Annotated in this window: 20 protein-coding genes; 5 read left to right on the forward strand and 15 right to left on the reverse strand. The window is 72.5% G+C overall.

Features of this window, described 5'->3' with window-relative positions:
• Positions 1 to 72: 72 nt before the first annotated feature.
• The 12 genes from IAG44_RS06205 to IAG44_RS06255 form a co-directional block, all read right to left on the reverse strand.
• Positions 73 to 1,140, reverse strand: a complete 1,068-nt coding sequence (locus IAG44_RS06205) for a polyprenyl synthetase family protein (protein WP_187752534.1) — start codon at positions 1,138 to 1,140, stop codon at positions 73 to 75.
• 89 nt (positions 1,141 to 1,229) lie between these two features.
• Positions 1,230 to 2,705: a hydroxysqualene dehydroxylase HpnE gene (hpnE, locus tag IAG44_RS06210; protein WP_187746113.1), complete on the reverse strand. Its 1,476-nt coding sequence runs from the start codon at positions 2,703 to 2,705 to the stop codon at positions 1,230 to 1,232.
• Positions 2,702 to 2,839: a DUF6380 family protein gene (locus IAG44_RS44725; RefSeq protein ID WP_425508423.1), complete on the reverse strand. Its 138-nt coding sequence runs from the start codon at positions 2,837 to 2,839 to the stop codon at positions 2,702 to 2,704. The genes hpnE and IAG44_RS44725 overlap by 4 nt, the downstream gene beginning before the upstream one ends.
• The gene (gene hpnD / locus IAG44_RS06215; protein ID WP_187746114.1) at positions 2,839 to 3,798 is read right to left on the reverse strand and encodes a presqualene diphosphate synthase HpnD; all 960 of its coding nucleotides are present in this window, start codon (positions 3,796 to 3,798) and stop codon (positions 2,839 to 2,841) included. Before hpnD ends, IAG44_RS44725 begins: the two co-directional genes overlap by 1 nt.
• The gene (hpnC, locus tag IAG44_RS06220) at positions 3,795 to 4,685 is read right to left on the reverse strand and encodes a squalene synthase HpnC (RefSeq protein WP_187746115.1); all 891 of its coding nucleotides are present in this window, start codon (positions 4,683 to 4,685) and stop codon (positions 3,795 to 3,797) included. The genes hpnD and hpnC overlap by 4 nt, the downstream gene beginning before the upstream one ends.
• Positions 4,686 to 4,987: 302 nt before the next feature.
• Positions 4,988 to 5,770, reverse strand: coding sequence for an ABC transporter ATP-binding protein (locus tag IAG44_RS06225; RefSeq protein WP_187746116.1), 783 nt, complete (start codon positions 5,768 to 5,770; stop codon positions 4,988 to 4,990).
• Positions 5,763 to 6,692, reverse strand: coding sequence for an ABC transporter permease (locus tag IAG44_RS06230; RefSeq protein WP_187746117.1), 930 nt, complete (start codon positions 6,690 to 6,692; stop codon positions 5,763 to 5,765). The genes IAG44_RS06225 and IAG44_RS06230 overlap by 8 nt, the downstream gene beginning before the upstream one ends.
• Before the next feature lie 96 nt (positions 6,693 to 6,788).
• Entirely contained in the window at positions 6,789 to 7,634 is an 846-nt protein-coding gene (locus IAG44_RS06235) for a glycosyltransferase family 2 protein (RefSeq protein WP_187752535.1), read from the reverse strand.
• Positions 7,635 to 7,666: 32 nt separating this feature from the next.
• A complete protein-coding gene (locus IAG44_RS06240) occupies positions 7,667 to 8,446 on the reverse strand; it encodes a CDP-alcohol phosphatidyltransferase family protein (protein WP_187746118.1) in 780 nt (259 codons plus the stop codon).
• Positions 8,424 to 9,485: an iron-containing alcohol dehydrogenase family protein gene (locus IAG44_RS06245; protein WP_187746119.1), complete on the reverse strand. Its 1,062-nt coding sequence runs from the start codon at positions 9,483 to 9,485 to the stop codon at positions 8,424 to 8,426. The genes IAG44_RS06240 and IAG44_RS06245 overlap by 23 nt, the downstream gene beginning before the upstream one ends.
• Positions 9,473 to 10,210 (reverse strand): phosphocholine cytidylyltransferase family protein, encoded by a 738-nt coding sequence (locus IAG44_RS06250; protein WP_187746120.1) that lies wholly within the window; start codon positions 10,208 to 10,210, stop codon positions 9,473 to 9,475. Before IAG44_RS06250 ends, IAG44_RS06245 begins: the two co-directional genes overlap by 13 nt.
• The gene (locus IAG44_RS06255; RefSeq protein WP_187746121.1) at positions 10,207 to 12,009 is read right to left on the reverse strand and encodes a DUF5941 domain-containing protein; all 1,803 of its coding nucleotides are present in this window, start codon (positions 12,007 to 12,009) and stop codon (positions 10,207 to 10,209) included. The genes IAG44_RS06250 and IAG44_RS06255 overlap by 4 nt, the downstream gene beginning before the upstream one ends.
• Positions 12,010 to 12,421: 412 nt before the next feature.
• Here IAG44_RS06255 and IAG44_RS06260 point away from each other — a divergent pair, with 412 nt between their 5' ends.
• Complete coding sequence (locus IAG44_RS06260; RefSeq protein WP_187746122.1) at positions 12,422 to 13,357, forward strand: cation diffusion facilitator family transporter; 936 nt, start codon at positions 12,422 to 12,424, stop codon at positions 13,355 to 13,357.
• A gap of 239 nt (positions 13,358 to 13,596) precedes the next feature.
• Positions 13,597 to 14,190 (forward strand): isopentenyl-diphosphate Delta-isomerase, encoded by a 594-nt coding sequence (idi, locus tag IAG44_RS06265; RefSeq protein WP_187746123.1) that lies wholly within the window; start codon positions 13,597 to 13,599, stop codon positions 14,188 to 14,190.
• A gap of 32 nt (positions 14,191 to 14,222) precedes the next feature.
• Here idi and IAG44_RS06270 read toward each other — a convergent pair whose 3' ends face one another.
• On the reverse strand, positions 14,223 to 14,726 hold the full coding sequence (locus IAG44_RS06270) for an ATP-binding protein (RefSeq protein WP_187752536.1): 504 nt from the start codon (positions 14,724 to 14,726) through the stop codon (positions 14,223 to 14,225).
• Between the two features lie 214 nt (positions 14,727 to 14,940).
• On the opposite strand from IAG44_RS06270, the gene IAG44_RS06275 reads away from it, so the two are divergent.
• On the forward strand, positions 14,941 to 15,684 hold the full coding sequence (locus IAG44_RS06275) for an enoyl-CoA hydratase/isomerase family protein (RefSeq protein ID WP_187746124.1): 744 nt from the start codon (positions 14,941 to 14,943) through the stop codon (positions 15,682 to 15,684).
• 317 nt (positions 15,685 to 16,001) lie between these two features.
• Positions 16,002 to 18,329, forward strand: a complete 2,328-nt coding sequence (locus tag IAG44_RS06280) for a Tex family protein (protein WP_187746125.1) — start codon at positions 16,002 to 16,004, stop codon at positions 18,327 to 18,329.
• 56 nt (positions 18,330 to 18,385) lie between these two features.
• Here the strand turns inward: IAG44_RS06280 and IAG44_RS06285 are convergent, their stop codons facing one another.
• Positions 18,386 to 20,026, reverse strand: a complete 1,641-nt coding sequence (locus IAG44_RS06285; protein WP_187746126.1) for an ABC-F family ATP-binding cassette domain-containing protein — start codon at positions 20,024 to 20,026, stop codon at positions 18,386 to 18,388.
• A gap of 91 nt (positions 20,027 to 20,117) precedes the next feature.
• Here IAG44_RS06285 and IAG44_RS06290 point away from each other — a divergent pair, with 91 nt between their 5' ends.
• Positions 20,118 to 21,059, forward strand: a complete 942-nt coding sequence (locus tag IAG44_RS06290) for an FAD-dependent oxidoreductase (RefSeq protein WP_187746127.1) — start codon at positions 20,118 to 20,120, stop codon at positions 21,057 to 21,059.
• A 78-nt stretch (positions 21,060 to 21,137) separates the two neighbouring features.
• Here IAG44_RS06290 and IAG44_RS06295 read toward each other — a convergent pair whose 3' ends face one another.
• A complete protein-coding gene (locus IAG44_RS06295) occupies positions 21,138 to 23,084 on the reverse strand; it encodes a Xaa-Pro dipeptidyl-peptidase (protein WP_187746128.1) in 1,947 nt (648 codons plus the stop codon).
• Between the last annotated feature and the right edge of the window lie 8 nt (positions 23,085 to 23,092).

Consider the following 23,092-nt stretch of genomic DNA (forward strand, 5'->3'; position numbering starts at 1 on the left):
GTCGGCCGGTGCCCGCCTCTCTCCTCGTGGCACCGGCCGGCGACTACGCGAGGGCTATTCGACCGATAGTGATCATCTCTTTCGTACGACGACGAAGTCCGCGAGCGCCGTGAACTTCTCCCGCACCTGCTCCGGCATGTCCACGTCGCCGAGGGCTTCGATGGCGATGGTGTGCTGGCGGCGGGCCTCCGCCGCGGTCCACTCCCGGCCGCCCGCCTCCTCGATGAGGGCGGCGCGGGCCGCGAACTCCTCCTCGGAGAAGTTCGCGAAGTCGGTGCTCTTCGCGTCGGCGGCGAGCAGTTCGCCCAGCCGCTCGGAGGCGCTGCCGCCGGCCGCGAGCGCGGCGACGACGGGCAGCGACTTCTTGCGCTGGCGCAGGTCGGACCAGGTCTGCTTGCCGGTGGCGACGGGGTCGCCCCAGATGCCGAGGAGGTCGTCCACGGCCTGGAAGGCGAGGCCCAGGTGGTAGCCGTACCTCTCCAGGGTGTCGGCGTCCTTCTCGCCCGCCCCGCCGAGGACGGCCCCGACGGAGGAGGCGCAGGCGAGCAGCGCGCCGGTCTTGTTGCCCTCCATCTCCAGGCACTCCTCGACGCTGACGCGGTCGCGGTGCTCGTAGGAGATGTCCTGGGCCTGCCCGTCGATGAGGGCGCGGGTGGCGGCGGTGAGGCGGCGGGCGGCGCGGCCGGCGCCCGCGGTGCCGGACTCCAGCAGGACCTCGTAGGCGAGCGCGAACAGGGCGTCGCCGACGAGGATCGCCTGCGCGGGGCCGTGCACCTTCCAGACGGTGTCGCGGTGGCGGCGCTGCTCGTCGCCGTCCATCAGGTCGTCGTGCAGGAGGGAGAAGTTGTGGACGAGTTCCACGGCGACGGCGCCGGGCACGCCGGTCTTCGGGTCCGCGCCGGCGACCTCGGCGGACAGCACGGCGAGCGCGGGCCGTACGGCCTTGCCGCCGTCGCCCTCGGTGGGGTTGCCGTGGGCGTCGATCCAGCCGAAGTGGTAGGCCGCGACCGTGTCCATGGGCGGCGCGAGGCGGCCGGCGGCCTCCCGCAGCACCGGGGTGGCCAGGGTGCGGCCGCGCTCCAGGAGCGCGGCCACGTCGACCGCGGTCCTTCGAGCGTCGGCCGGCGAGGCCGGGGGCACAGTGGGCACAGTTTCTCCTCTTGTCGCGGTGGGCGCGGTGTCCGCGGTACCGGAGATGCGGGAACCTGCCGAGCTGTGCTGGTGGAGCTTCACCTGGCCTCACCTCGCAGGGGCACACCGGTCGCCTGCTGCTGTCGGCCGGGGGCCTGGGGGGCGTCCCCGGGGAAGGCGCGGTGGGCGGCTTCCCCGGCGGCGAAGAGCCGGGCGGGGCGGGGGCGGCCCAGCGTGCCGAGCGCGGCCTCGGCCGCGTTCGCGCCGCTGCGGACCGCGCTCTCCATGGTCGCGGGCCACCCGGTGGCGGTCCACGCACCGGCCAGGTAGAGGCCGGGGGCTTTCGTACGCGCGCCGGGGCGCAGCCGGCCGGTGCCGGGCGCGGGCGCGAAGGTCGCGGTCTTCTCACGGGTGACGAAGAAGTCCCGGACGGCGGCGCCGCGCGCCTTGGGCAGCAGCCGCTCCAGCTCGGGCAGGTAGCGCTCGCGCAGCTCGGCCACGGGCGCGTCGATCTCGTCCTGCGCGGCCGACTGGGACAGGGCCAGGTACTGGCCGTCCTTCAGCCCGGAGGCGTCGGTGCGGTCGAAGACCCACTGCACGGGCGTGCCGAGAGCCGCGAGGAAGGGCACGTTCATGACCGGGCGGTCGTAGATCACGTGCACGTTCAGGATGGGCGCCGTGCCGATCTCCAGCAGGCGTTCCGGTTCGTCGAGCGCGCCGGCCGGCAGGAGGTCGTACGCCTCGCGCTGGGGGACGGCGAGGACGACCGCGTCGGAATCGATGGCGCGGCCGGGAACTTCCACGGTCCAACGGCCGTTGTCCTGGCGGGAGATGGAGGTGACGCGTGTACGGACCTCGATGCTCACGCCCGCGGAGTCGAGCGCCTTGCGGGCCAGCCGGTCGTGCAGTTCGCCGAGCGGTACGTGCGCCCAGCCGATGTCGGCGGCGCCCGGGTCGGACAGCAGACCGGTCTTGAACACCATCGCGGCGAGCCCCAGCGAGGCATCGCCCGCGACCGCGTTGAGGGTGGCGACCCCGACCAGGTCCCACAGGGCCTCGACGGCGCGCGCGGACTGACCGTGCGCGGCGAGCCAGGAGCCGAAGTCCTGGTCGTCCAGCGCCGGATCGGCGAGGTCGAGCCCCTTCAGCGCGAGCGCGGCCCGGCCCACCTTGGCGCGCTCGGCGAGCGAGAGATGCGGGTACGCGGCGAGGCTGCGCCCGAGGTGCAGCGGCACCGGCAGCGCGTCCCGCCGGAGCCTGCCCAGGCGCCGTCCCTCGGGTTTCGCGACGTCCACGACCGGGACGTCCAGCCGGGCCTGGAGCGGCGCGAGTGCGGCGGCGCCGACGCGGTCCAGGAACCACCGGTAGGCCGTGCAGCAGCGCAGGTAGACGTGCTGGCCGTTGTCGACGCTCAACTCGCCGCGCCGGAAGGAGAAGGCGAGGCCGCCCAGGCGCGGGCGGCCTTCGAGGAGGGTGACGCGCAGTCCGGCGTCGGCGAGGCCGAGCGCCGCGGTGACCCCGGCGAGCCCGCCCCCGACGACCACGGCATGGCGTCCGGTGCTCTCGTCGGTCATCGCGCGTCCTCCTGTGTGTGCCCGCGGTGGTGGATGAACTGTGCACCGGGGGCCGTCGCAGTCAGGGACGCCGCGCCGGGCCGGAGGGTTGCCTGTGCGACGCCGGAGGAGTGAGGGGTTGTCAAGAGGGCCATCAGGGGTGCCTCCTGACGGTCTGGCGGGAGACGCGGGAGACGGTGCGGGCGTCGAGTCCGGACAGGCCGCGCGCGGCGACGTACGCCTTCTCGCGGCCGGGCAGGGAGACCCGGCCGCGCAGGACGGCCTCGGGGTCGCGTTCGATGCGGTCGAGCAGGCGCCGGTAGATCCCGGCCATCGCGGCGACGCAGGCCCCGCTGCGGCGGTCCAGCATCGGCAGCAGCCGGTACCCCTCGGCGAACAGCGCGCGGGCGCGCCGCACCTCGAAGTGGACGAGGCCCGCGAAGTCGGAGCCGGGCGGGGGCGTCGGGGAGGCGAAGCCGGCGGAGCAGCCGAACTTGGCGAGGTCGTCGGCGGGCAGGTAGGTGCGGCCGTTCTCGGCGTCCTCGCGGACGTCGCGCAGGATGTTCGTGAGCTGGAGGGCGAGGCCGAGGGTGTCGGCGTACTCGGCGGCCCGCTCCACGCCGCGCGCGCCGGGGCGGGTGCCGAAGACGCCGACGGAGAGCCGGCCGATGGCGCCGGCGACGCAGCGGCAGTAGGTCCTGAGGTCGTCCCAGGTCTCGTAGGTCTCGCCGCGCAGGTCCATCTCGACGCCGTCGATCAGCTCGTCGAGGCCGGTCAGCGGGACCGGGAAGGCGCGCGAGGCGTGGGTGAGGGCGACGGCCACGGGGTCGGTGTCGTCCTCGGCGACCTCGCCCTCGCGGACCCGGGCGAGCAGGGCGCGCGTCTCGGCGAGGCGGGTGCTCTTCGTCGCGGGTTCGAGGTCGCCGTCGCCGATGTCGTCGACGCGCCGGGAGAACGCGTACAGCGCGGACATCGCGCGTCTCTTGGGTGTGGGCAGCAGCCGGATGCCGTAAGCGAAGTTGCGGGCCTGTGTGCCGGTGACGGCCTCGCAGTAGCTGTAGGCGGCGAGTACCGGCGCGGACACGTGCGGTGACGGTTCCACGGTCCGGATCACCCCTCTCCTCGCAGGGTCACGCCCACCTCGCGCAGCAGTCTGAGCCTGCCGGGCTTGGGCGGGCCGGGAAGTACGTCGTACCGGGCGGCGGAGAGCGCGTGGGCCGCCGCCCGTCCTCCCGCCACGAACCCGGCGAGCAACAGCCTGAGCCTGCCGGTGACGCTACCCACAAGGGGGGCGCCTTCATTCAGGAGTTGACAGGCGCGTTGCGCTTCGAACGCGACCAGCGCGCGCACGGACGCGCCCGCGTGCGCCTCGGCGAGGTCCGCCTCGGTGACGTGGAAGCGCTTCATGTCCTCGGCGGGCAGGTAGACGCGGTCGCGGGCCAGGTCCTCGGCCACGTCCTGGAGGTGTTCGACGATCTGCAGGGCGGTGCAGATCGCGTCGGAGCGGCGGATCCGCTCGGGGGTCGCGGTGCCGGTGACGGCGAGGACGAGCCGGCCGACGGGGTTCGCGGACAGCTCGCAGTAGGCGAGGAGGTCGTCGTAGGTCTCGTAGCGGCTGACGAGCTGGTCCTGGCGGTTGGCGGCGATCAGGCCGAGGAACGGCTCGGGGGTCAGGGCGCGGCGGCGGACCGTGGGCCGGAGGTTCAGCAGCAGGGGGTGGCGCGGGGTGCCGTCGAAGACGCGGCGCAGGTCGGCCTCGAAGGCGTCGAGCATCAGGAGCCGGTCGTCCGCGTCGGTGTCGGGGACGCCCAGGTGGCGGGCGTCGGCGCCGCCGGGGGCGAGGTCGCCGTCGCCGATGTCGTCGACGAGACGGGCGAAGCCGTAGATCGCCATGAGGTCGTCGCGCCAGGCGCGGGGGAGGAAGAAGGGGGCGACGGGGAAGTTCTCGTCGGCCGCTTTGTCGAGGGTGCCACGGTCGGTCCTGGGAGTTTCCGTAGCCATTGCCGTCACATCTCCCGTTCTACACTGCCGACCCAATACACACTATTTCGGACACGCCGCCCGGACCCCCGCGCGGCGGTGTCCCAGCTGAGGTCGTCCGCGCACGTTATCGCCCCACTTGCCGCGATTCGAGACCGGTACAGCTTACGTTCTACAGCGCACGCTCGTTCGTCGGGGTCTCCCGCAGATCACAACAACACACCGATTGGTGTCAAGATTCCTGCGCCCCGGGCGAGTTGACATTTCTTTTGCATACGGAGGGCCCCACCGGAAGGTTCCGGCGGGGCCCTTCGGCGCACGGGCTATTTGCCCGTGAACTTCTCGTACTCCTTGATGACCGCGTCGGTCGGACCGTCCATCCGCAGCTCACCGCGCTCCAGCCACAGGACCCGGTCGCAGGTGTCGCGGATCGACTTGTTGCTGTGGCTGACGAGGAACACCGTGCCCGCCTGCTTGCGCAGTTCGCGGATGCGTTCCTCGGAGCGGACCTGGAACTTGCGGTCGCCGGTCGCCAGCGCCTCGTCGATCATCAGGACGTCGTGGTCCTTCGCGGCGGCGATGGAGAAGCGCAGGCGCGCCGCCATACCGGAGGAATAGGTGCGCATCGGCAGGGAGATGAAGTCGCCCTTCTCGTTGATCCCCGAGAAGTCGACGATCTCCTGGTAGCGCTCCTTGATCTGCTCCCGGGACATCCCCATCGCGAGCCCGCCGAGGACGACGTTGCGCTCCCCGGTGAGGTCGTTCATCAGGGCCGCGTTGACGCCCAGCAGCGAGGGCTGGCCGTCGGTGTAGACCTTGCCGCTCTCCGGCGGCAGCAGCCCGGCGATCGCCCGCAGCAGCGTCGACTTGCCCGAGCCGTTGGTGCCGATCAGCCCGATCGCCTCGCCCCGGTAGGCGGTGAACGACACCCCGCGCACGGCGTGCACCTTGCGCACCGCGCGCTCCTCACCGCCCTTGCGGCGCTTGACGATCCGGCTCAGCGCGGCCGTCGCGCTGCCCTTGCCGCCCTTGGCCCCGTTGACGCGGTAGACGATGTGGACGTCCTGCGCGATGACGGTCGGCACCCTCGCACCCTGCTCAGCCACGGCCGTACCTCTCCTCCGCCTGCCAGAAGTACACGAAACCGCCGACGGCGAACAGGACGGCCCAGCCGCCCGCGACCATCCAGACGTGGTCGGGCAGGTTGGCCGACCCGTAGTCCTCGATCAGGGCGAAGCGCATGAGGTCCATGTAGACGGCCGTCGGGTTCCACTGGAGCACCGTGGAGACCCAGCCCGGCTTCTCCGCGAGGTACACCGGGATGGAGAACATCACGCCGGACGCGTACATCCACGTCCGCAGCACGAACGGCATGAGCTGCGCGAGGTCGGGGGTCTTGGCGCCCGCGCGCGCGAAGATCAGGGCGAGGCCGGTGTTGAAGAGGAACTGGAGCGCCAGCACCGGCACGATCAGCGCCCACGACAGGTCGGGGTAGCTGCCGAACGCCATCACGACGAGGAACAGCACCAGCATCGACCACAGCAGCTGCTGGAGCTGCTGGAGCGCGAAGGAGACCGGCAGGGACGCGCGCGGGAAGTGCAGCGCGCGCACCAGGCCCAGGTTGCCGGAGATCGCCCGCACGCCCGACATGACCGAGCTCTGCGTGAAGGTGAAGACGAAGATGCCCGTGACGAGGAACGGGATGTAGACGTCCTTGGGCATGCCCTTCCCGGCGTTCAGGATCAGCCCGAAGATCAGGAAGTACACGACCGCGTTCAGCAGCGGGGTGGCCACCTGCCAGAGCTGGCCGAGCTTCGCCTGGCTGTACTGGGCGGCCAGCTTGGCCGAGGAGAAGGCCAGGATGAAGTGGCGCCGGCCCCACAGCTGGCGGACGTACGCGCGCAGCGACGGGCGGGCCCCGCTGACGGCCAGCCCGTACTTCGCGGCGAGCTGTTCGGGCGTGAGCCCGTCGTCCGGTGACGGGGGCTCACTCGTCATGACGCCGCCTTCATGGGTTCTCTCACTCACAAGCGGAAACTTTCGTCTCGGGATGCGGGGCCTCGGCGGGCCGGGCACGAGCCGGGGGCCGCGGGGCGGCCCGGGGTGACCTCGGGGACGAGCTTTTCAGATGATCGGCGGACGGCCCAGCCGGGTCAGCCGCCACACCGTACGCCACCGCATCGGCCTGCGCGGGCCGCAGTCGGTTCTCCAGCCCTCCCCGAACCCGCCGAACCACGCCTTCAGCGCGGGTATGGAGGGCCGGCGCAGCAGGGTCAGCGCCAGCCACACCCCGAGGTAGACGGGGACCAGCGGGGCGGGCAGGTTGCGGCGGGCGAGCCAGACGCGGTTGCGGGCCACCATGCGGTGGTAGACCGCGTGCCGCGAGGGCGCGGTCGTCGGGTGGAACAGCACCAGGTCGGACCGGTAGTCGATCAGCCAGCCCGCGTCCAGGGCCCGCCACGCCAGGTCGGTCTCCTCGTGCGCGTAGAAGAACGCGTCCGGCAGGGTGCCGACCTCCGCGAAGACCCGGGTGCGGACGGCGTTGGCGCCGCCGAGGAACGTGGTGACCCGCGAGGAGCGCATCGGGTCGGCGGCCCGCAGCCTCGGCACGTGCCGGCGCTGGGTGACACCGGTGTCCGGGTCGGCGATGCGGAAGCTGACGATGCCCAGGCGCGCGTCGTCCGCGAACGCTCTGCGGCACAGCTCGGCGGTGTCGTGCTCGGGCAGCAGGCCGTCGTCGTCGAGGAACAGCAGTATGTCGACGTCCCGGCCGCTCGGCCCGAACGCCTCGATGCCGACGTTGCGCCCGCCCGGGATGCCCAGGTTCTCCGGCAGTTCGACCGTGCGCACGCCCACGGGGACGTCCGGGACGGGCGCGCCGTTGCCGACCACGACGACCTCGACCGGGTCGCCGTCCTGCTTGGCGACCGAGTCGAGCAGCGCGCGCAGTTCCTCGGGGCGGTTGCCCATCGTGATGACGACGGCGCCGACTTTCAGCGCGTTCACTTCAGCCTGCTGGAGACCAGCACCGACACCAGGTGCAGCAGCGTCTGCAGCAGCGCGATCCCGGCCAGCACGGCGGTGCCGAGGCGGGTCCAGAACAGGTCGCCGTGGTAGTGGTCGGCGACCGCGAGGACCAGGATCAGCAGCGACGCCTCGATGCCGAGGATCAGCCGGTGGAACTTGAGCGCGGCGGCGGCCCGGCGCGCGAGCGCCATCCCGGAGGAGCGCGGCTCGGACGCCGCCTCCTTGACCGGCGCCATCCCGTTCTGGTGCCGGGCCACACCGACCAGGTCCGTCTCCGCCTTGATCAGGATCGCGCCGAGCGCGGCGAGCGTCCCGAGGAACGCCCACAGCCAGTCGATCCGCCCGGTGCCGAACACGTCGGCGGCGCGCAGACCCAGCCCGACGAGGACGGCCGCGTCGGTCAGGTAGGCGCCGACCCGGTCCAGGTAGACCCCGGCCAGCGAGTACTGCTTGCGCCAGCGTGCGATCTCCCCGTCGACGCAGTCCAGCAGCAGGTAGAGCTGGACGGCGACGACGCCGAGGACGGCGCCCCAGATGCCGGGCACCAGCAGCGCGGGCGCGGCCAGGACGCCGCAGACGGTCATCAGGTACGTCAACTGGTTCGGCGTGACGCGCGTGTTGACCAGGTACCGGTCGACCCTGAGGGACACCTCGCGCATGTAGAGGCGGCCCATCCAGTGCTCGCCGCTGCGCCGGTCCTTGACCCCGGCGGGGTGCACGACGGGCCGGAGTTCAGCTACCGATGGCCTTGACATAGTCGGCGTAGACGTCCTTGATCTGGTCGGTCTTGAGGTCGAGGTGTTCGAGGATCGTGTAGCGGCCGGGGCGGGTCTGCGGGGCGAACTCGACGGCCTGGACGAACTCGTCCACGCTGAAGCCGATCTCCTCCGGCAGCACCGGCAGCCCGTGCCGGCGCAGGACCTCCGCCATGTACGCGGACTCCTCGTGGGCGCCCCGCAGGTACATGGCGAACGCGGCACCGAGTCCGCACTGTTCGCCGTGGGCGGCGGCGCGCTTGGGGAACAGCAGGTCGAACGCGTGGTTGATCTCGTGGCAGGCGCCGGAGGAGGGCCGGGAGTCGCCGGAGACGGACATCGCGATCCCGGTGAGGACCAACGCCTCGGCGAGGACCTGGAGGAACCCGTCGTCGCCGACGCCGCCGGGGTGGCGCAGCACCGCCTCGCCCGCCTGGCGGGCCATGGCGGCGGCGAGGCCGTCGATCTTCTCGCCGTTGACCCGGTTCGACAGCTCCCAGTCGGCGACCGCCGAGATGTTGGAGATGGCGTCGCCGATGCCGGACCGCACGAAGCGGACGGGGGCCTCGCGGACCAGTTCCAGGTCGATCACGACGGCGATCGGGTTCGGCACGCCGTAGGAGCCGCGGCCCGCGTCGTTGTCGAGGGTCGCGACCGGTGAACACAGGCCGTCGTGCGCGAGGTTGGTGGCGACGGCCACCAGCGGCAGCCCGACCCGCGCGGCGGCGAACTTCGCGCAGTCGATGATCTTCCCGCCGCCGAGCCCGACGACGGCGTCGTAGTGGCCGGCCTTTATGGCGCCGGCGAGCTGGATCGCGTCGTCGAGGGTGCCGCCCCCGACCTCGTACCAGCTCGCGCCCGGCAGCAGCGGCAGCAGCCGCTCCTTGAGGCGGGCCCCGGAGCCGGGGCTCACCGCGACGGCCAGCTTTCCCGAGTGCGAGATGCGCTCGTCGGCGAGGACCCCGGCCAGGTCGTCGAGGGCACCCGGGCGGATGTCCACGACGACCGGCGACGGGATCAGCCGGGTCAGTACTGGCATGCGATCTCCCGCCCCTTGGCCAGGTCGTCGTGGTTGTCGATCTCGACCCACTTGACGTCGCCGATGGGCGCCACGTCGATCTGGAAGCCCCGGTTGACCAGCTCCTGGTAGCCGTGCTCGTAGAACTGCTGCGGGTCGGTCTCCCAGACGGTCTTGAGCGCGTCGGCCAGCGCGTCGGTGGCCTCGCCCTCGATGAGGGTGACACCGATGTACTCGCCCGTCGCCTCGGCGGGGTCCATCAGCTTGGTGATCTTGCTGACGCCCTTCTCGGGGTCGGCGACGACCTTCATCTCCTCGTCGGCCAGGGACTTGACCGTGTCGAGGGCGAGGATGATCCGCTTGCCGTCGCCGCGCGCGGCGAGCAGCGTCCTCTCGACGGAGACCGGGTGGACGGTGTCGCCGTTGGCGAGGATCACGCCGTCCTTGAGGGCGTCACGGCCGCACCACAGGGAGTAGGCGTTGTTCCACTCCTCGGCCTTGTCGTTGTCGATGAGCGTGAGCGTCAGGCCGTACTTGGCCTCCAGGGCGGCCTTGCGCTCGTAGACGGCCTCCTTGCGGTACCCGACGATGATCGCGACCTCGGTGAGGCCGATCTCGGCGAAGTTGCCGAGGGTCAGGTCGAGGACGGTCGTGTCGCCGTCCACCGGCACCAGGGCCTTGGGCAGGGTGTCGGTGTAGGGGCGCAGTCTCCGGCCTGCGCCGGCCGCCAGCACGAGGCCGATCATGCGGATTCTCCTTCGTCGTGTACGGCTGGGGCGCCGGCCTTGTGTGCGGCGACCCAGAAGCGGATGCTCTCGACGAGCACCAGCAGGGCGACGGCCACGGCGAGCGCCGTGAGCGCGAGCGTGAACGGCTCCCCGGTGAGCAGGGCGGCGAGGACGCAGGCGAGCAGCGTCCGTCCCTCCTGCCCCCCGGTGGCGCGCACCAGCCAGGCCGGCGGCGCTCCGGCGCCACCGCGGATGCGGTACACCGTGTCGTAGTGATGGTAGGCGACGGCGGCCACCAGCCCGAAAGCCGCCGGAAGCGCTCCGTTCACCTCCGCGCGCGCGGCGAGGAGGAGGACGGTGGCGTACTCGGCGGTACGGAAGAGGGGGACGATCAGCCAGTCGAGGGGGCCGGTGAGGGGCCGGGCGGTGACGGTCGCCGAGGCGAGGACGTGGAGGGCGGCGAACAGGACGGCCCAGCCGCTGCCGTACCCCGCGAGGGCGACGGCGAGCAGCAGCGGTGCCGCGGTGCCGGCGACCGTGCCGACGCGGGCGAGGGTGCCGTGGTCGCGGACGCCGATCCGGCGTGCCACCGGGTGCAGCGCCTCGACGAGCGCGCCGTTGTCCGCCATGTCCGCCAGCGCCCGCGCGGAGCGCTCCGTGTTGGGCGTACGGCGGCGCAGCGAGCGCAGGACGCGGCCGGCGGTGGTGTAGAGGGCCGCGAGGCCGCAGCCGATCAGCAGGGCGTAGAAGGTGATCCGGGGGGTGGCGGCGGCCGTCAGGACCGCGATCATCGCCCAGCGTTCGCCGATCGGCAGGATGATCATGCGGCGCACCCAGACGGACAGGCCCACCTTCTTGACGGGGCCGGTCGCGGGCGGGGCGACGTCGTCCTCGGCCTCGTGGTAGGCGAAGTCGACCATGTGCCGCACGGTCTGCACCGCCATCGCGGCCAGCGCGAGCCCCCACACGTCGTCGCCGCCGCGCGCCGCTCCGAGGGCGAGGCCGGCGTAGTACGCGTACTCCTTGGCCCGGTCGAAGGTCGCGTCGAGCCAGGCGCCGAGCGTCGAGTACTTGAGGGCGTAGCGGGCGAGCTGGCCGTCCGTGCAGTCCAGGACGAACGACACGATCAGCAAGGCGCCGGCCGCGACGAACCCGGTGCGGGTGCCGGTCGCCGCGCAGCCGGCCGCGATCAGGGCCGTCAGCAGGGAGGCCGTGGTGACCTGGTTGGGGGTCAGGCCCCGGCGGGCGCACCAGCGGGCCAGGTAGCGGGAGTAGGGGCTGATGAAGAAGGTCGTGAAGAACCCGTCGCCCGACTTCACGGACGACCGGAGGCGGACGGCCTCCTCGTCGACGGCGGCGACGGCCTCCCGCGCCTCGCTCCTGGCCTGCGGATCCCGCGGGACGACGGCGACGAGGCTGCCGAGCGCGGGCCTGTGCACGGCGGCGCCCTCGGCGTCGAGGGCCGTGACGACCCGGTCGGCCAGGCTGTCGACGGCGGTGGCGGTACGGCCGCCCGCCGACGTCTCGCGCGCCAGCGCCCGCGTCAGCGTGGCCCGTGCGTCGGCGCGGGCCACCACGACGCCGGGGACGGCGGCCAGCGGGAAGCGGGGGTCGGTCAGGGCGAGGCGCAGCGCGTGGAGGTGGCCCACGAAGCGGGCGTCCACCAGCGCGACGCGCTCCTCGCAGGGGGTCCGCGCCATCGCGCGTTCCGCCTCGGCGGCGCCGGCGACCGTCCTGACCTCGAACCCCAGCGCTCTCAGGTCCGCCTCGATCGAGGATCCGGGGACCGGAGAGCCGGCGAGGATGGCGGTCGACAACCGAACTCACTCCCTGAGTGCCGGCGCGCCCCGGCCACGTACGACGTTTTCCCGATGCCCCGCTCCCGAAAGCGGGGCGGGCGGCATGACGGCAGAGGCTATCGGATAGCGGAAGGCTCCCGTTCACTGCCCGTTCAGCCGTGCTCAAGACCGTCCACACCGGGCCTGGGCGAGATCATCATGGGTGATCAAGGGGGTTGCGGACAAACCGCGGGCGGGGGTCGTCACCGGGGGTGAGGACGCGGTGCGGCGGGCGTGAGCGCGGGGCACGGACACGGCGGGCCGCGACTGTCTGACCTGCGGTTCGTTTGCGCAGGTCAGAGCACATGACAACGGTGTTCAGTGCCGCGTTGCCGGATACCCCCCACCCGTAGTTCACTGTGGGCCGGACGAGTGGCGGGAGGACGGTTTCATGGGGGCTGGACACGATCACGGGCACAGCCACGCGCCGCAGGGCGGGACGGCCGCGGCGGCGTACGCCGGGCGGCTGCGGATCGCGCTGGGGATCACGCTCGGTGTGATGGTCGTGGAGATCGTCGGCGGGATCGCGGCGGACTCGCTGGCGCTGGTCGCGGACGCGGCCCACATGGCCACCGACGCCGTGGGCCTCGGGATGGCGCTGCTGGCGATCCGGTTCGCGGGGCGGCCGGCGAGCACGCACCGGACGTTCGGGCTGGCCCGCGCGGAGATCCTGGCGGCGCTGGCGAACTGCCTGCTGCTGCTCGGGGTCGGCGGGTACGTGCTGTACGAGGCGGTGTCGCGGTTCTTCACGCCCGCGCCGACCGAGGGCGGGCTGATGATCGTGTTCGGCGCGATCGGCCTGGTCGCGAACATGATCTCGCTCACGCTGCTGATGCGGGGCCAGCAGGAGAGCCTGAACGTGCGGGGCGCGTTCCTGGAGGTCGTCGCCGACGCCCTCGGGTCGGTGGCGGTGCTGGTGTCGGCCGTGGTGATCCTGACGACCGGCTGGCAGGCGGCCGACCCGATCGCCTCGCTGGTCATCGGGCTGATGATCGTGCCGCGGACGGTCAAGCTGCTGCGCGAGACGCTGGACGTGCTGCTGGAGTCCGCGCCGAAGGACGTCGACATGGCCGAGGTGCGCAGTCACATCCTCGCGCTCGACGGGGTGGAGGACGTCCACGACCTGCACGCCTGGACGATCACCTCGGGGCTGCCGGTGCTGTCCGCGCACGTCGTCGTCCGCTCCGACGTGCTCGACGCGGTCGGCCACGAGAAGCTGCTGCACGATCTGCAGGGGTGTCTCGGGCACCACTTCGACGTGGAGCACTGCACGTTCCAGCTGGAGCCGAGCGGGCACGCGGAGCACGAGGCGCGGCTCTGCCACTGAGGGGTGGCGCGGGGTGCGGGGCTTGTTCGGGTGGTCGGACGATCGGATCATCGGGCAGGTTTGCGACGGGCCACTCGTCCGGGTTGCTTTGCCGCCCCGGGTCCCGCTCCGGGCGGTTCCGGGGCGTCCGGGGCGGGCAAGATCACCCTTCGGGCCCCGTTCCCGGCACGGCTCGACGTCGGGAGAGCCGGACGTGTGCGGCAGACTGGGGGGCGCCAGGACCGATGCTAAGGATGGGTATGCCGATCACACCTGCGACCACGACGCACAGTTCACCGAACGGCACCGCGGACCCGATTCTGCTCGAACTGGTCGACGAGGACGGCGTCACGATCGGCACCGCCGAGAAGCTGACCGCGCACCAGCCGCCGGGACAGCTGCACCGCGCGTTCTCGGTGTTCCTCTTCGACGAACAGGGCCGGCTGCTGCTCCAGCAGCGGGCCCTGGGCAAGTACCACTCCCCCGGCGTGTGGTCCAACACGTGCTGCGGCCACCCCTACCCCGGCGAGGCCCCGTTCGCGGCGGCGGCCCGGCGCACCCACGAGGAGCTGGGCGTCTCGCCGTCGCTGATGGCGCAGGCGGGCACGGTCCGCTACAACCACCCGGACCCGGAGTCCGGCCTGGTGGAGCAGGAGTACAACCACCTCTTCGTCGGTCTCGTGCAGTCGCCGCCGCGGCCGGACCCGGAGGAGGTCGGCGACACGGCCTTCGTGACGGCTGCGGAGCTGGCCGAGCGGCACGCGAAGGATCCGTTCTCCTCCTGGTTCATGACCGTCCTGGACGCCGCCCGGCCCGCCGTCCGCGAGCTGACGGGCGACATGGCCGGCTGGTGAGCCGGGGGCCGGCCGTCGCGCGAAGCGGCTGGTCAGCCCGTGCGCAAAGGTTTCAGCGGAAGGGCCGCCCAGATGACCTTGCCACCCGTCGTCGTGTGCTCGACGTCGCACACCCCGCCCGCCTCCCGGGTGACCTCCCGCACGAGCAGCAGACCCCGCCCGCCGGTCGGGCTGTGGGGGTTCTCCAGGGCGGTCGGGCGGTAGGGGTGGCTGTCCTCGACGGACACCCGCACCCATTCCGCGCCGACGGCCACCTCCAGCGCGAGCGTCGGGGAGAGCAGCGCCGCGTGCTTGACGGCGTTGGTCACCAGCTCCGACACGATCAGCAGGAGGCCGTCGACGACGTCGTCCGCGACGGGCACCCCCTGCCTGCGCAGCAGGTCGCGTACGGCCCTGCGGGCCTGCGGGACCGAGGCTTCCACCGCCGGCGCGGTGAACCTCCAGACTCCCTCGTACGGCAACGGGCCGGGCGCCTGTCCGGTCGTGCTGTCGCTGTCCTGGGGGCGTGGGTCGGGCCCGCGCCCGTGGTCGTCCATTGTCCGGTCGCCGCCTCTGTGCTCGGTTGTCACCACACGTCGAGTGTTGGGAGAGGGAGCGTTCACTCCGGTTGACTGGGCACAATTCGCCCGGCATCGATCGGTATTGATCGTTTCGCATGTCCTCAGGGGTGACGGTTTACGTTTGCGACCGGTTCGTTGATCACACGGTTGCCGGAATCGTCCCTCCGGGCGGCGGTTAGCATCGCCTCCCATGGAGCCCCGCCTGTCCCACCACGTCGCCGACTCGGTCGCCACCGTCGTCATCGGCCACACCGCCCGGCGCAACGCCATGACCCCCGCGATGTGGCGCGCCCTGCCGCCGCTGCTCGACTCCCTCGCGGGCGACCCGCGCGTGGGGGTGCTGGTGCTGACCGGTGAGGGCGGCACGTTCTGCGCGGGCGCCGACATCTCCGCCATGGGCGACTCGGCCGACGAGGCGCGGGAGCTGGCGGTGCTCGCGGAGGACGCCCTCGCGGCGTTCCCGAAGCCGACGCTGGCCGCCGTGCGGGGGCACTGCGTGGGCGGCGGGGCGCAGTTGGCGGTGGCCTGCGATCTGCGGTTCGCCGAGGAGGGCGCCCTGTTCGGCGTCACGCCCGCGAAGCTCGGCCTCGTCTACCCGGCGTCCACGACCCGCCGCCTCGTCTCCCTCGTCGGACCCGCCACCGCCAAGTGGCTGCTGTTCTCCGGCGAACTGATCAGCACGGAGCGCGCCCTGCGCACCGGTCTCGTCGACGAGGTACTGCCCGAGGGCGAACTCGACAAGCGCGTCGACGAGTTCACCCGCATCCTGCTCTCGCGCTCGCGCCTCACGCAGGCGGCGGCGAAGGAGTTCGTGAACGGGCAGGACGATCGCGAGGCGTTCTGGGCCGAGACCGAGCGCGGGAGCGGGGACATCGCCGAGGGGGTGGCCGCGTTCATGGAGCGGCGGGCTCCCCGGTTCGAGTGGCGGGTGTGAGGGGCCTTCCCCCGGGACCCCGCGTCGTACGGGGGCTGAGGGTCGTACTCCATGGCCAGTGATCCGGTGGCTGCCGGGGGCGGACGTGTCGGCGTCTGCGAAGACCTCTGCCGGGCCGGTCGCGTCGGGGCTCTGGGCGCCGTCGACGAGGGTGGTGCGTTCCGCCATGTTCCTGGTTCTTCGCGGGTGTTCGGGGGGCCGCGATGACGGGCTTCCCAGCTTTTCCGGCGTGGCCGATTCCGCGTCCGGGTCACCCGCTGTCAGTGGCACCTGCCACAATTGCGACGCAAGCTGACGTGGAGAAGGCGGTACGGGTCGTGACCGAAGCAGGGTCCATCGAAGGCAGGATCGCCGAGGAGCTCGGCGTACGGGAGCGGCAGGTCAGGGCGGCCGTGGAGCTGCTCGACGGCGGCTCGACGGTGCCGTTCATCGCCCGCTACCGCAAGGAGGCGACGGAGACGCTCGACGACGCGCAACTGCGCACGATCGAGGAGCGCCTGCGCTACCTGCGCGAGCTGGAGGAGCGGCGGGCGGCGATCCTGGAGTCGGTCCGCGAACAGGGCAAGCTCACCGACGAGCTGGCGGCGCGCATCCGGGGCGCCGAGACGAAGGCGCGCCTGGAGGACATCTACCTCCCCTACAAGCCGAAGCGGCGTACGAAGGCCCAGATCGCGCGCGAGGCGGGCCTCGAACCGCTCGCCGAGGGCCTGCTCGGTGACCCGTCCGTCGACCCGCTGGCCGCCGCTGCGGCGTTCGTGGACGCGGAGAAGGGCGTCGCCGACCCGCAGGTCGCCCTGGACGGCGCGCGGGCGATCCTCACCGAGCGGTTCTCGGAGGACGCCGACCTGATCGGCGAGGTCCGCGAGCGGATGTGGACGCGCGGGCGGCTGGCCGCGAAGGTCCGCGCGGGCAAGGAGGAGGCGGGCGCCAAGTTCGCCGACTACTTCGACTTCGCCGAGCCGTTCACGGCGCTGCCCTCGCACCGGATCCTGGCGATGCTGCGGGGCGAGAAGGAGGAGGTCCTGGACCTCGTCCTGGAGCCGGAGGAGCCCCAGGAGGGCGCCGTCTCCTCCTCGTACGAGCCGATCATCGCCTCCCGGTTCGGGATCGCCGAGCGGGGCCGCCCGGCCGACAAGTGGCTGCTCGACACGGTCCGCTGGGCCTGGCGCACCCGCATCCTCGTCCACCTCGGCATCGACATCCGCCTGCGCCTGCGCACGGCCGCCGAGGACGAGGCGGTGAACGTGTTCGCCGCCAACCTCCGCGACCTCCTCCTCGCCGCCCCCGCGGGCACGCGCGCGACGCTCGGCCTCGACCCCGGCTTCCGCACGGGCGTGAAGGTCGCCGTCGTCGACGCGACCGGCAAGGTCGTCGCCACGGACGTCATCCACCCGCACGTCCCGGCGAACAAGTGGGACGAGGCGATCGCCAAGCTCGCGCGCCTCGCGAAGGAGCACGCGGTCGAGCTGGTCGCGATCGGCAACGGCACCGCGTCCCGCGAGACCGACAAGCTCGCCGGTGAACTCATCACCAAGCACCCCGAGTTGAAGCTGACGAAGGTGATGGTCTCCGAGGCCGGCGCGTCCGTGTACTCGGCGTCCGTGTTCGCCTCGCAGGAACTGCCCGGTATGGACGTCTCGCTGCGCGGCGCCGTCTCCATCGCGCGCCGGCTCCAGGACCCGCTCGCCGAGCTGGTGAAGATCGACCCGAAGTCGATCGGGGTCGGCCAGTACCAGCACGACCTGTCCGAGGTGAAGCTCTCCCGCTCGCTGGACGCGGTCGTCGAGGACTGTGTGAACGGCGTCGGGGTCGACGTCAACACGGCGTCCGCGCCCTTGCTCGCCCGGGTCTCCGGGGTGACGTCGACGCTCGCCGAGAACATCGTGGCCCACCGCGACGCCAACGGGCCGTTCCGGTCGCGGACCGAGCTGAAGAAGGTGGCCCGGCTCGGGCCCAAGGCGTACGAGCAGTGCGCCGGGTTCCTGCGGATCCGGGGCGGGGACGACCCGCTGGACGCGTCCAGCGTCCACCCCGAGGCGTATCCCGTCGTCCGGCGGATGGTGAAGACGTCCGGGCAGGAGGTCGCCGCGCTGATCGGGAACACGGGGGTGCTGCGGTCGCTGCGGGCGGGTGACTTCGTCGACGAGACGTTCGGGCTGCCGACCGTCTCCGACATCCTCCGGGAGCTGGAGAAGCCGGGGCGCGACCCCCGGCCCGCGTTCAAGACCGCCACGTTCAAGGAGGGCGTCGAGAAGATCGCCGACCTCGCGTCGGGGATGGTCCTCGAAGGGGTCGTCACGAACGTGGCCGCGTTCGGGGCGTTCGTCGACGTCGGTGTGCACCAGGACGGTCTCGTGCACGTGTCGGCCATGTCCAAGACCTTCGTCAAGGACCCCCGGGACGTGGTGAAGCCGGGGGACATCGTCAAGGTGAAGGTCCTCGACGTGGACATCCCCCGCAAGCGGATCGCGCTGACGCTGCGGCTGGACGACGAGGCAGTTGCCTCCGGCGGGGGTGGGGAGCGGCGTCAGCGAGGTGGTGGGCGTCCGCCTCAGCAGCGGCCTGCGCCGGCTCCGGCCAACAGTGCGATGGCGGATGCTTTGAGGAAAGCGGGGTTGGTGAATCCCAAGAGGGGGAAGCGGTAAAGGTTTCGTGGGGGACTGCGGGGCCGATGTGGCTGGTCGCGCAGTTCCCCGCGCCCCTAAAAAACTTCCACCTGGCCTGCGTTGACCCGAAGGCGGCGGGTCACCCGCACCGCGTCCAGCATTCTGCGGTCGTGGGTGACCAGGAGCAGCGTGCCCTCGTAGGCGTCCAGCGCCGATTCCAGCTGCTCGATCGCCGGCAGGTCGAGGTGGTTGGTCGGCTCGTCCAGGACCAGGAGGTTGACGCCCTTGCCCTGGAGCAGCGCCAGGCCCGCCCTGGTCCGCTCGCCCGGTGAGAGCGTCGCCGCCGGGCGCAGGACGTGGTCCGCCTTCAGGCCGAACTTGGCCAGGAGGGTGCGGACTTCTGCCGGTTCCGTGTCCGGGACGGCCTCGCAGAACGCGTCCAGCAGCGACTCCGGGCCGTAGAACAGCTTGCGGGCCTGGTCGACCTCGCCGACCAGGACGCCGGAGCCCAGGGCCGCGTGGCCCGAGTCGAGGGGGAGGCGGCCGAGCAGCGCGGCCAGCAGGGTCGACTTCCCCGCCCCGTTCGCGCCGGTCACGGCGACCCGGTCCGCCCAGTCGACCTGGAGGGTGACCGGGCCGAACTCGAAGTCGCCCAGGCGCACGCGCGCGTCGCGCAGGGAGGCCACGACCGCGCCGGAGCGGGGCGCGGCGGCGATCTCCATGCGGAGTTCCCACTCCTTGCGGGGCTCCTCGACGACGTCCAGGCGTTCGATCATCCGCTGGGTCTGGCGGGCCTTCGCCGCCTGCTTCTCGCTGGCCTCGCTGCGGAACTTGCGGCCGATCTTGTCGTTGTCGTTGTTCGCCTTGCGCCGGGCGTTCTTGACACCCTTGTCCATCCAGGAGCGCTGCATCTGGGCGCGGTCCTGGAGGGCGGCGCGCTTGCCGGCGTACTCCTCGTAGTCGTCGCGGGCGTGCCGGCGGGCGGTGGCGCGCTCTTCGAGGTAGGCGTCGTAGCCGCCGCCGTACAGGTTGACCTGGCCCTGCGCGAGGTCGAGTTCGAGGACCTTGGTGACCGTGCGGGTCAGGAACTCGCGGTCGTGGCTGACGACGACCGTGCCGGCGCGCAGGCCGGTGACGAAGCGTTCGAGGCGGTCCAGGCCGTCGAGGTCGAGGTCGTTGGTGGGCTCGTCGAGGAGGAAGACGTCGTAGCGGGACAGGAGCAGCGAGGCGAGGCCCGCGCGGGCGGCCTGGCCGCCGGAGAGGGCCGTCATCGGCTGGTCGAGGCCGACGGCGAGGCCGAGGGAGGCCGCGGTCTCCTCCGCGCGTTCGTCGAGGTCGGCGCCGCCGAGGTCGAGCCAGCGCTCCAGGTGCAGGGCGTAGGCGTCGTCGGCGCCGGGGACGCCGTCGGCGAGGCCCTGGGCGGACTCGTCCATCAGGCGCTGGGCCTCGGCGACGCCGGTCCTGCGGGCCAGGAACTCGCGGACCGTCTCGCCGGGGCGGCGTTCGGGCTCCTGCGGGAGGTGGCCGACGGACGCGGTGGGCGGGGAGAGCCTGAGTTCGCCCTCCTCCGGGGCGGTCAGGCCCGCGAGCAGTCTGAGCAGCGTGGACTTGCCCGCTCCGTTGGCCCCGACCAGGCCGATCACGTCCCCGGGGGCCACGACGAGGTCGAGTCCGGAGAAGAGGGAGCGGTCGCCGTGGCCGGCGGCGAGGTTCTTGGCGACGAGGGTGGCGGTCACAGAGGGTAGATCCTAGCGGGGGTTCGGGGGTGGGGGCTTCGGGGTTTCCACGGACCGCTTGGAGGGCGGTCGTCGTGGGGAGGTTCGGGGGATGAGCCGTGACGTGGTGATCGTGGGTGGCGGGGTCGTCGGGCTGACGACCGGGGTCGTGCTCGCCGAGCGGGGGTGGCGGGTGCGGGTGTGGACACGGGAGGCGGTCGAGGAGACGACGTCGTCGGTCGCGGGCGCGCTGTGGTGGCCGTACCACATCGAGCCTCAAGTCGCCGCGCGCGGCTGGGCGTTGGAGTCGTTCGCGGTGTACCGGGAGCTGGCGGCGGACGTGCCGGAGGCCGGGGTGCGGATGGCCGAGGGGGTGCTCGGGGAGACGTCGCTCGACGAGGTCGGGTGGCTGGCCGGGACCGTGCCGGGGCTGCGGGCCGCGACGCCGGACGAGTACGCGGCCGGGCCGGGGTTGTGGGCGCGGCTGCCGCTCGTCGACATGGCCGCGTATCTGCCGTGGCTGCGGGGGCGGTTGGAGCGGGCGGGCGGGAGCGTGGAGCTGTGCACGGTGTCCGACCTCGCCGAGGCGGACTCGGCCGTGGTGGTGAACTGCGCCGGGCTCGGGGCGCGGGAGCTGGCCGGTGACGACGGAGTGCGGCCGGTGCGCGGGCAGTTGGTCGTCGTCGAGAATCCCGGGGTCGAGCACTGGGTGGTGTCCGACGGGGCGGACGGGTCTCTGACGTACTTCCTCCCTCAGCCCGGCCGGCTGCTGCTCGGCGGTACGGCCGAGGAGGGCGTCTGGTCCCGCACGCCGGATCCCGCCGTCGCGGAGGCGATCGTCCGCCGGTGCGCGGCGCTGCGGCCCGAGATCGCGGGGGCGCGGGTGCTGGGGCACCGGGTGGGGTTGCGGCCGGCCCGGGAGGCGGTGCGGCTGGAACGGGGGGTGCTGGGTGACGGTCGGGTGGTGGTGCATCACTACGGGCACGGGGGTGCGGGGGTGACGGTGGCCTGGGGGTGCGCCCGGGAGGCTGCGGGGATGGTGGAGGGGGGTTGAGGGGGTCGGGGGTGAGGGCTTGAGGCACGGCGCCGCAGGGGTTGGCCTGCGGCGCCGTGTGGGGTGGGGCGTGATGGGTTACGGCATGCGTCGGGCCTCGGGCAGCGGGCCCACGCCGTCCAGCGGGGCGTGGGTCCTCGGCGGGACGGGGAGTGTGCCGCCGGTCGCCCGGGTGAAGGCGGGGGCGCCGCCGACGAGGGGGAGGCTCGCCGAGGTGCGGGCGAGGTCGAGGGTCAGGGTCGGGGTGTCGGCAGGGGGTTCGACGAGGTTCTTGTCGGTGCCCGCGACGATCAGGGCGAGGCGGTGGCCCGCCGGGACGACGTGGTCGGTGGCGCCCAGGTCGATCGTGAGGGTGTAGGGCTTGCCCGGGGTGAGCGGGACGCCGTGGCCGGGGTCGGCGGAGGTGCCGAGGTCGGCCCAGCCCCGGCTGACGACGTTGTACTCGACGTCGGTCGTGCGGGCCGCCGTCTCCTTGAAGCAGGCGCTGTCGCCGGCCGTGCTCGCGCCCCAGCAGGTGCGGTTCGTGAGCGTCGAGATGCCCTCGCCCGCCGCCGCGTAGTCGCGGATGGTGTCGGGACCGAGGTCGACGAGGACGGCGGAGAGGTGGGCCGTCGGGGTCGTGGGCGTCGCGGTGACGGTGACCGTCGGGGAGCCGGCGAGGCGCAGGTCACGGGTGAGCGGGCCGGTGACGAAGCCGGCCTTCTCGGGCGTCGCGGTGTCGATGTGCGCGGCCCAGTCGGCCTCGTTCAGCGCGGGGTTGTCGGTGAACGTCTCCGTGCCGGTGCCCCGGCGCGGGCCGAGCGCGCCGACGCCCGGCCGGGTGCCGGTCGTGGGGTGGAGGGTCGTCGCCTTCGTGCCGGCCGGGGGCCAGGCGCGGGACGTCTCCCACTGGTCCGGGTGGCGTTCGACGTCGGCCGTGGGCTCGCGGTCGATGCCGTTGTCGTAGCCGAGGAGTTCGTGGTCGAACCAGCGGTGCAGGGTGTCGACCCAGGTGGCGCGGCGGAAGTCGAAGGGGTCGACGTGGCCCGTCTGGGAGAGCCAGATCTTGCGCTTGACGCCGTGCTGCGCGAGCGCGTCCCACCACTGGCCGAGGTGCTTCGTACGGACGTTGAGGTCCTGCACGCCGTGCACGGCGAAGACGCTGGCCTTCACCTTGCCGGCGTCCTTGACGTAGTCGCTGCCGGTCCACATGGGCGTCCAGTCGCCGGTGCGCGGCGCGCCGTCCCTGAGGCGCTGCTGCGCGGCGGCGCACTTGGCGCGGGCGGCGGGGCTCTCGACGGCGTCGGCGAGTTCGTCGGGGCCGCCGTCGTACAGCGGGGCGCCCTGCTGGAAGTAGTAGTCGTACCAGGAGGAGATCGCGCTGATCGGGACGATCGTCTTCAGGCCCTGGACGCCGGTCGCGGCGACGCCGTTGGCGATCGTGCCGTCCCAGCTCTTGCCGATCATGCCGGTGCGGCCGTTGGTCCAGTCGGCCTTCGCGGTGGTGGTGCCGGTACGGGTCGTGTACGCGGTGGCGCGGCCGTTCAGCCAGTCGACGACGGCCTTGGCCGAGCCGATGTCGGAGGGGCCGCCGATGTCGATACAGCCGTCGGAGCGGTTGGTGCCGGCGAGGTCGACGCCGATGAACGCGTAGCCGCGCGGCACGAAGTAGTTGTCGTAGAAGAGCGGCATCTGGACGACGCGCCCGTTCGCGTCGTACGTCTTGCGCTGGCCCTCGTTGCCCCGGCCGCAGCAGGAGTAGTAGGGGCTGGCGTCCATGATGACCGGCACCTTACGGCCCTGCTGGGCCGGTTCGCGCGGGCGGACGATGTCGACGGCCACGCGGTCCTTCTTGCCGTCGCCGTCCCCGTCCAGGCCCGTGTCGACCCAGACGGACTGGCGTATCGCCTTGTCGTAGGAGTAGACCGGCAGGCTCTCGCGGGAGGCCGCCTGGGCTGTCGTGGGGGTGAGGAGGGAGGCCGCCAGCAAGGTGAGCGTGGCCGCTGTGAGGGGTCTCCAGGTCGTGGAGCGCTTGCGTACAGGCATGCGCGGGA

The sequence above is a fragment of the Streptomyces roseirectus genome (genome assembly GCF_014489635.1).
Taxonomy (GTDB): Bacteria; Actinomycetota; Actinomycetes; order Streptomycetales; family Streptomycetaceae; genus Streptomyces; species Streptomyces roseirectus.

Coding starts and splice junctions, on each gene's coding strand:
- hpnE (WP_187746113.1), bottom strand. CDS start 2,705: ATGACCGACGAGAGCACCGGACGCCATGCCGTGGTCGTCGGGGGCGGG.
- IAG44_RS44725 (WP_425508423.1), bottom strand. CDS start 2,839: ATGGCCCTCTTGACAACCCCTCACTCCTCCGGCGTCGCACAGGCAACC.
- hpnC (WP_187746115.1), bottom strand. CDS start 4,685: ATGGCTACGGAAACTCCCAGGACCGACCGTGGCACCCTCGACAAAGCG.
- IAG44_RS06235 (WP_187752535.1), bottom strand. CDS start 7,634: ATGGGCAACCGCCCCGAGGAACTGCGCGCGCTGCTCGACTCGGTCGCC.
- IAG44_RS06240 (WP_187746118.1), bottom strand. CDS start 8,446: ATGTCAAGGCCATCGGTAGCTGAACTCCGGCCCGTCGTGCACCCCGCC.
- IAG44_RS06245 (WP_187746119.1), bottom strand. CDS start 9,485: ATGCCAGTACTGACCCGGCTGATCCCGTCGCCGGTCGTCGTGGACATC.
- IAG44_RS06250 (WP_187746120.1), bottom strand. CDS start 10,210: ATGATCGGCCTCGTGCTGGCGGCCGGCGCAGGCCGGAGACTGCGCCCC.
- IAG44_RS06260 (WP_187746122.1), top strand. CDS start 12,422: ATGGGGGCTGGACACGATCACGGGCACAGCCACGCGCCGCAGGGCGGG.
- idi (WP_187746123.1), top strand. CDS start 13,597: ATGCCGATCACACCTGCGACCACGACGCACAGTTCACCGAACGGCACC.
- IAG44_RS06270 (WP_187752536.1), bottom strand. CDS start 14,726: ATGGACGACCACGGGCGCGGGCCCGACCCACGCCCCCAGGACAGCGAC.
- IAG44_RS06275 (WP_187746124.1), top strand. CDS start 14,941: ATGGAGCCCCGCCTGTCCCACCACGTCGCCGACTCGGTCGCCACCGTC.
- IAG44_RS06290 (WP_187746127.1), top strand. CDS start 20,118: ATGAGCCGTGACGTGGTGATCGTGGGTGGCGGGGTCGTCGGGCTGACG.
- IAG44_RS06295 (WP_187746128.1), bottom strand. CDS start 23,084: ATGCCTGTACGCAAGCGCTCCACGACCTGGAGACCCCTCACAGCGGCC.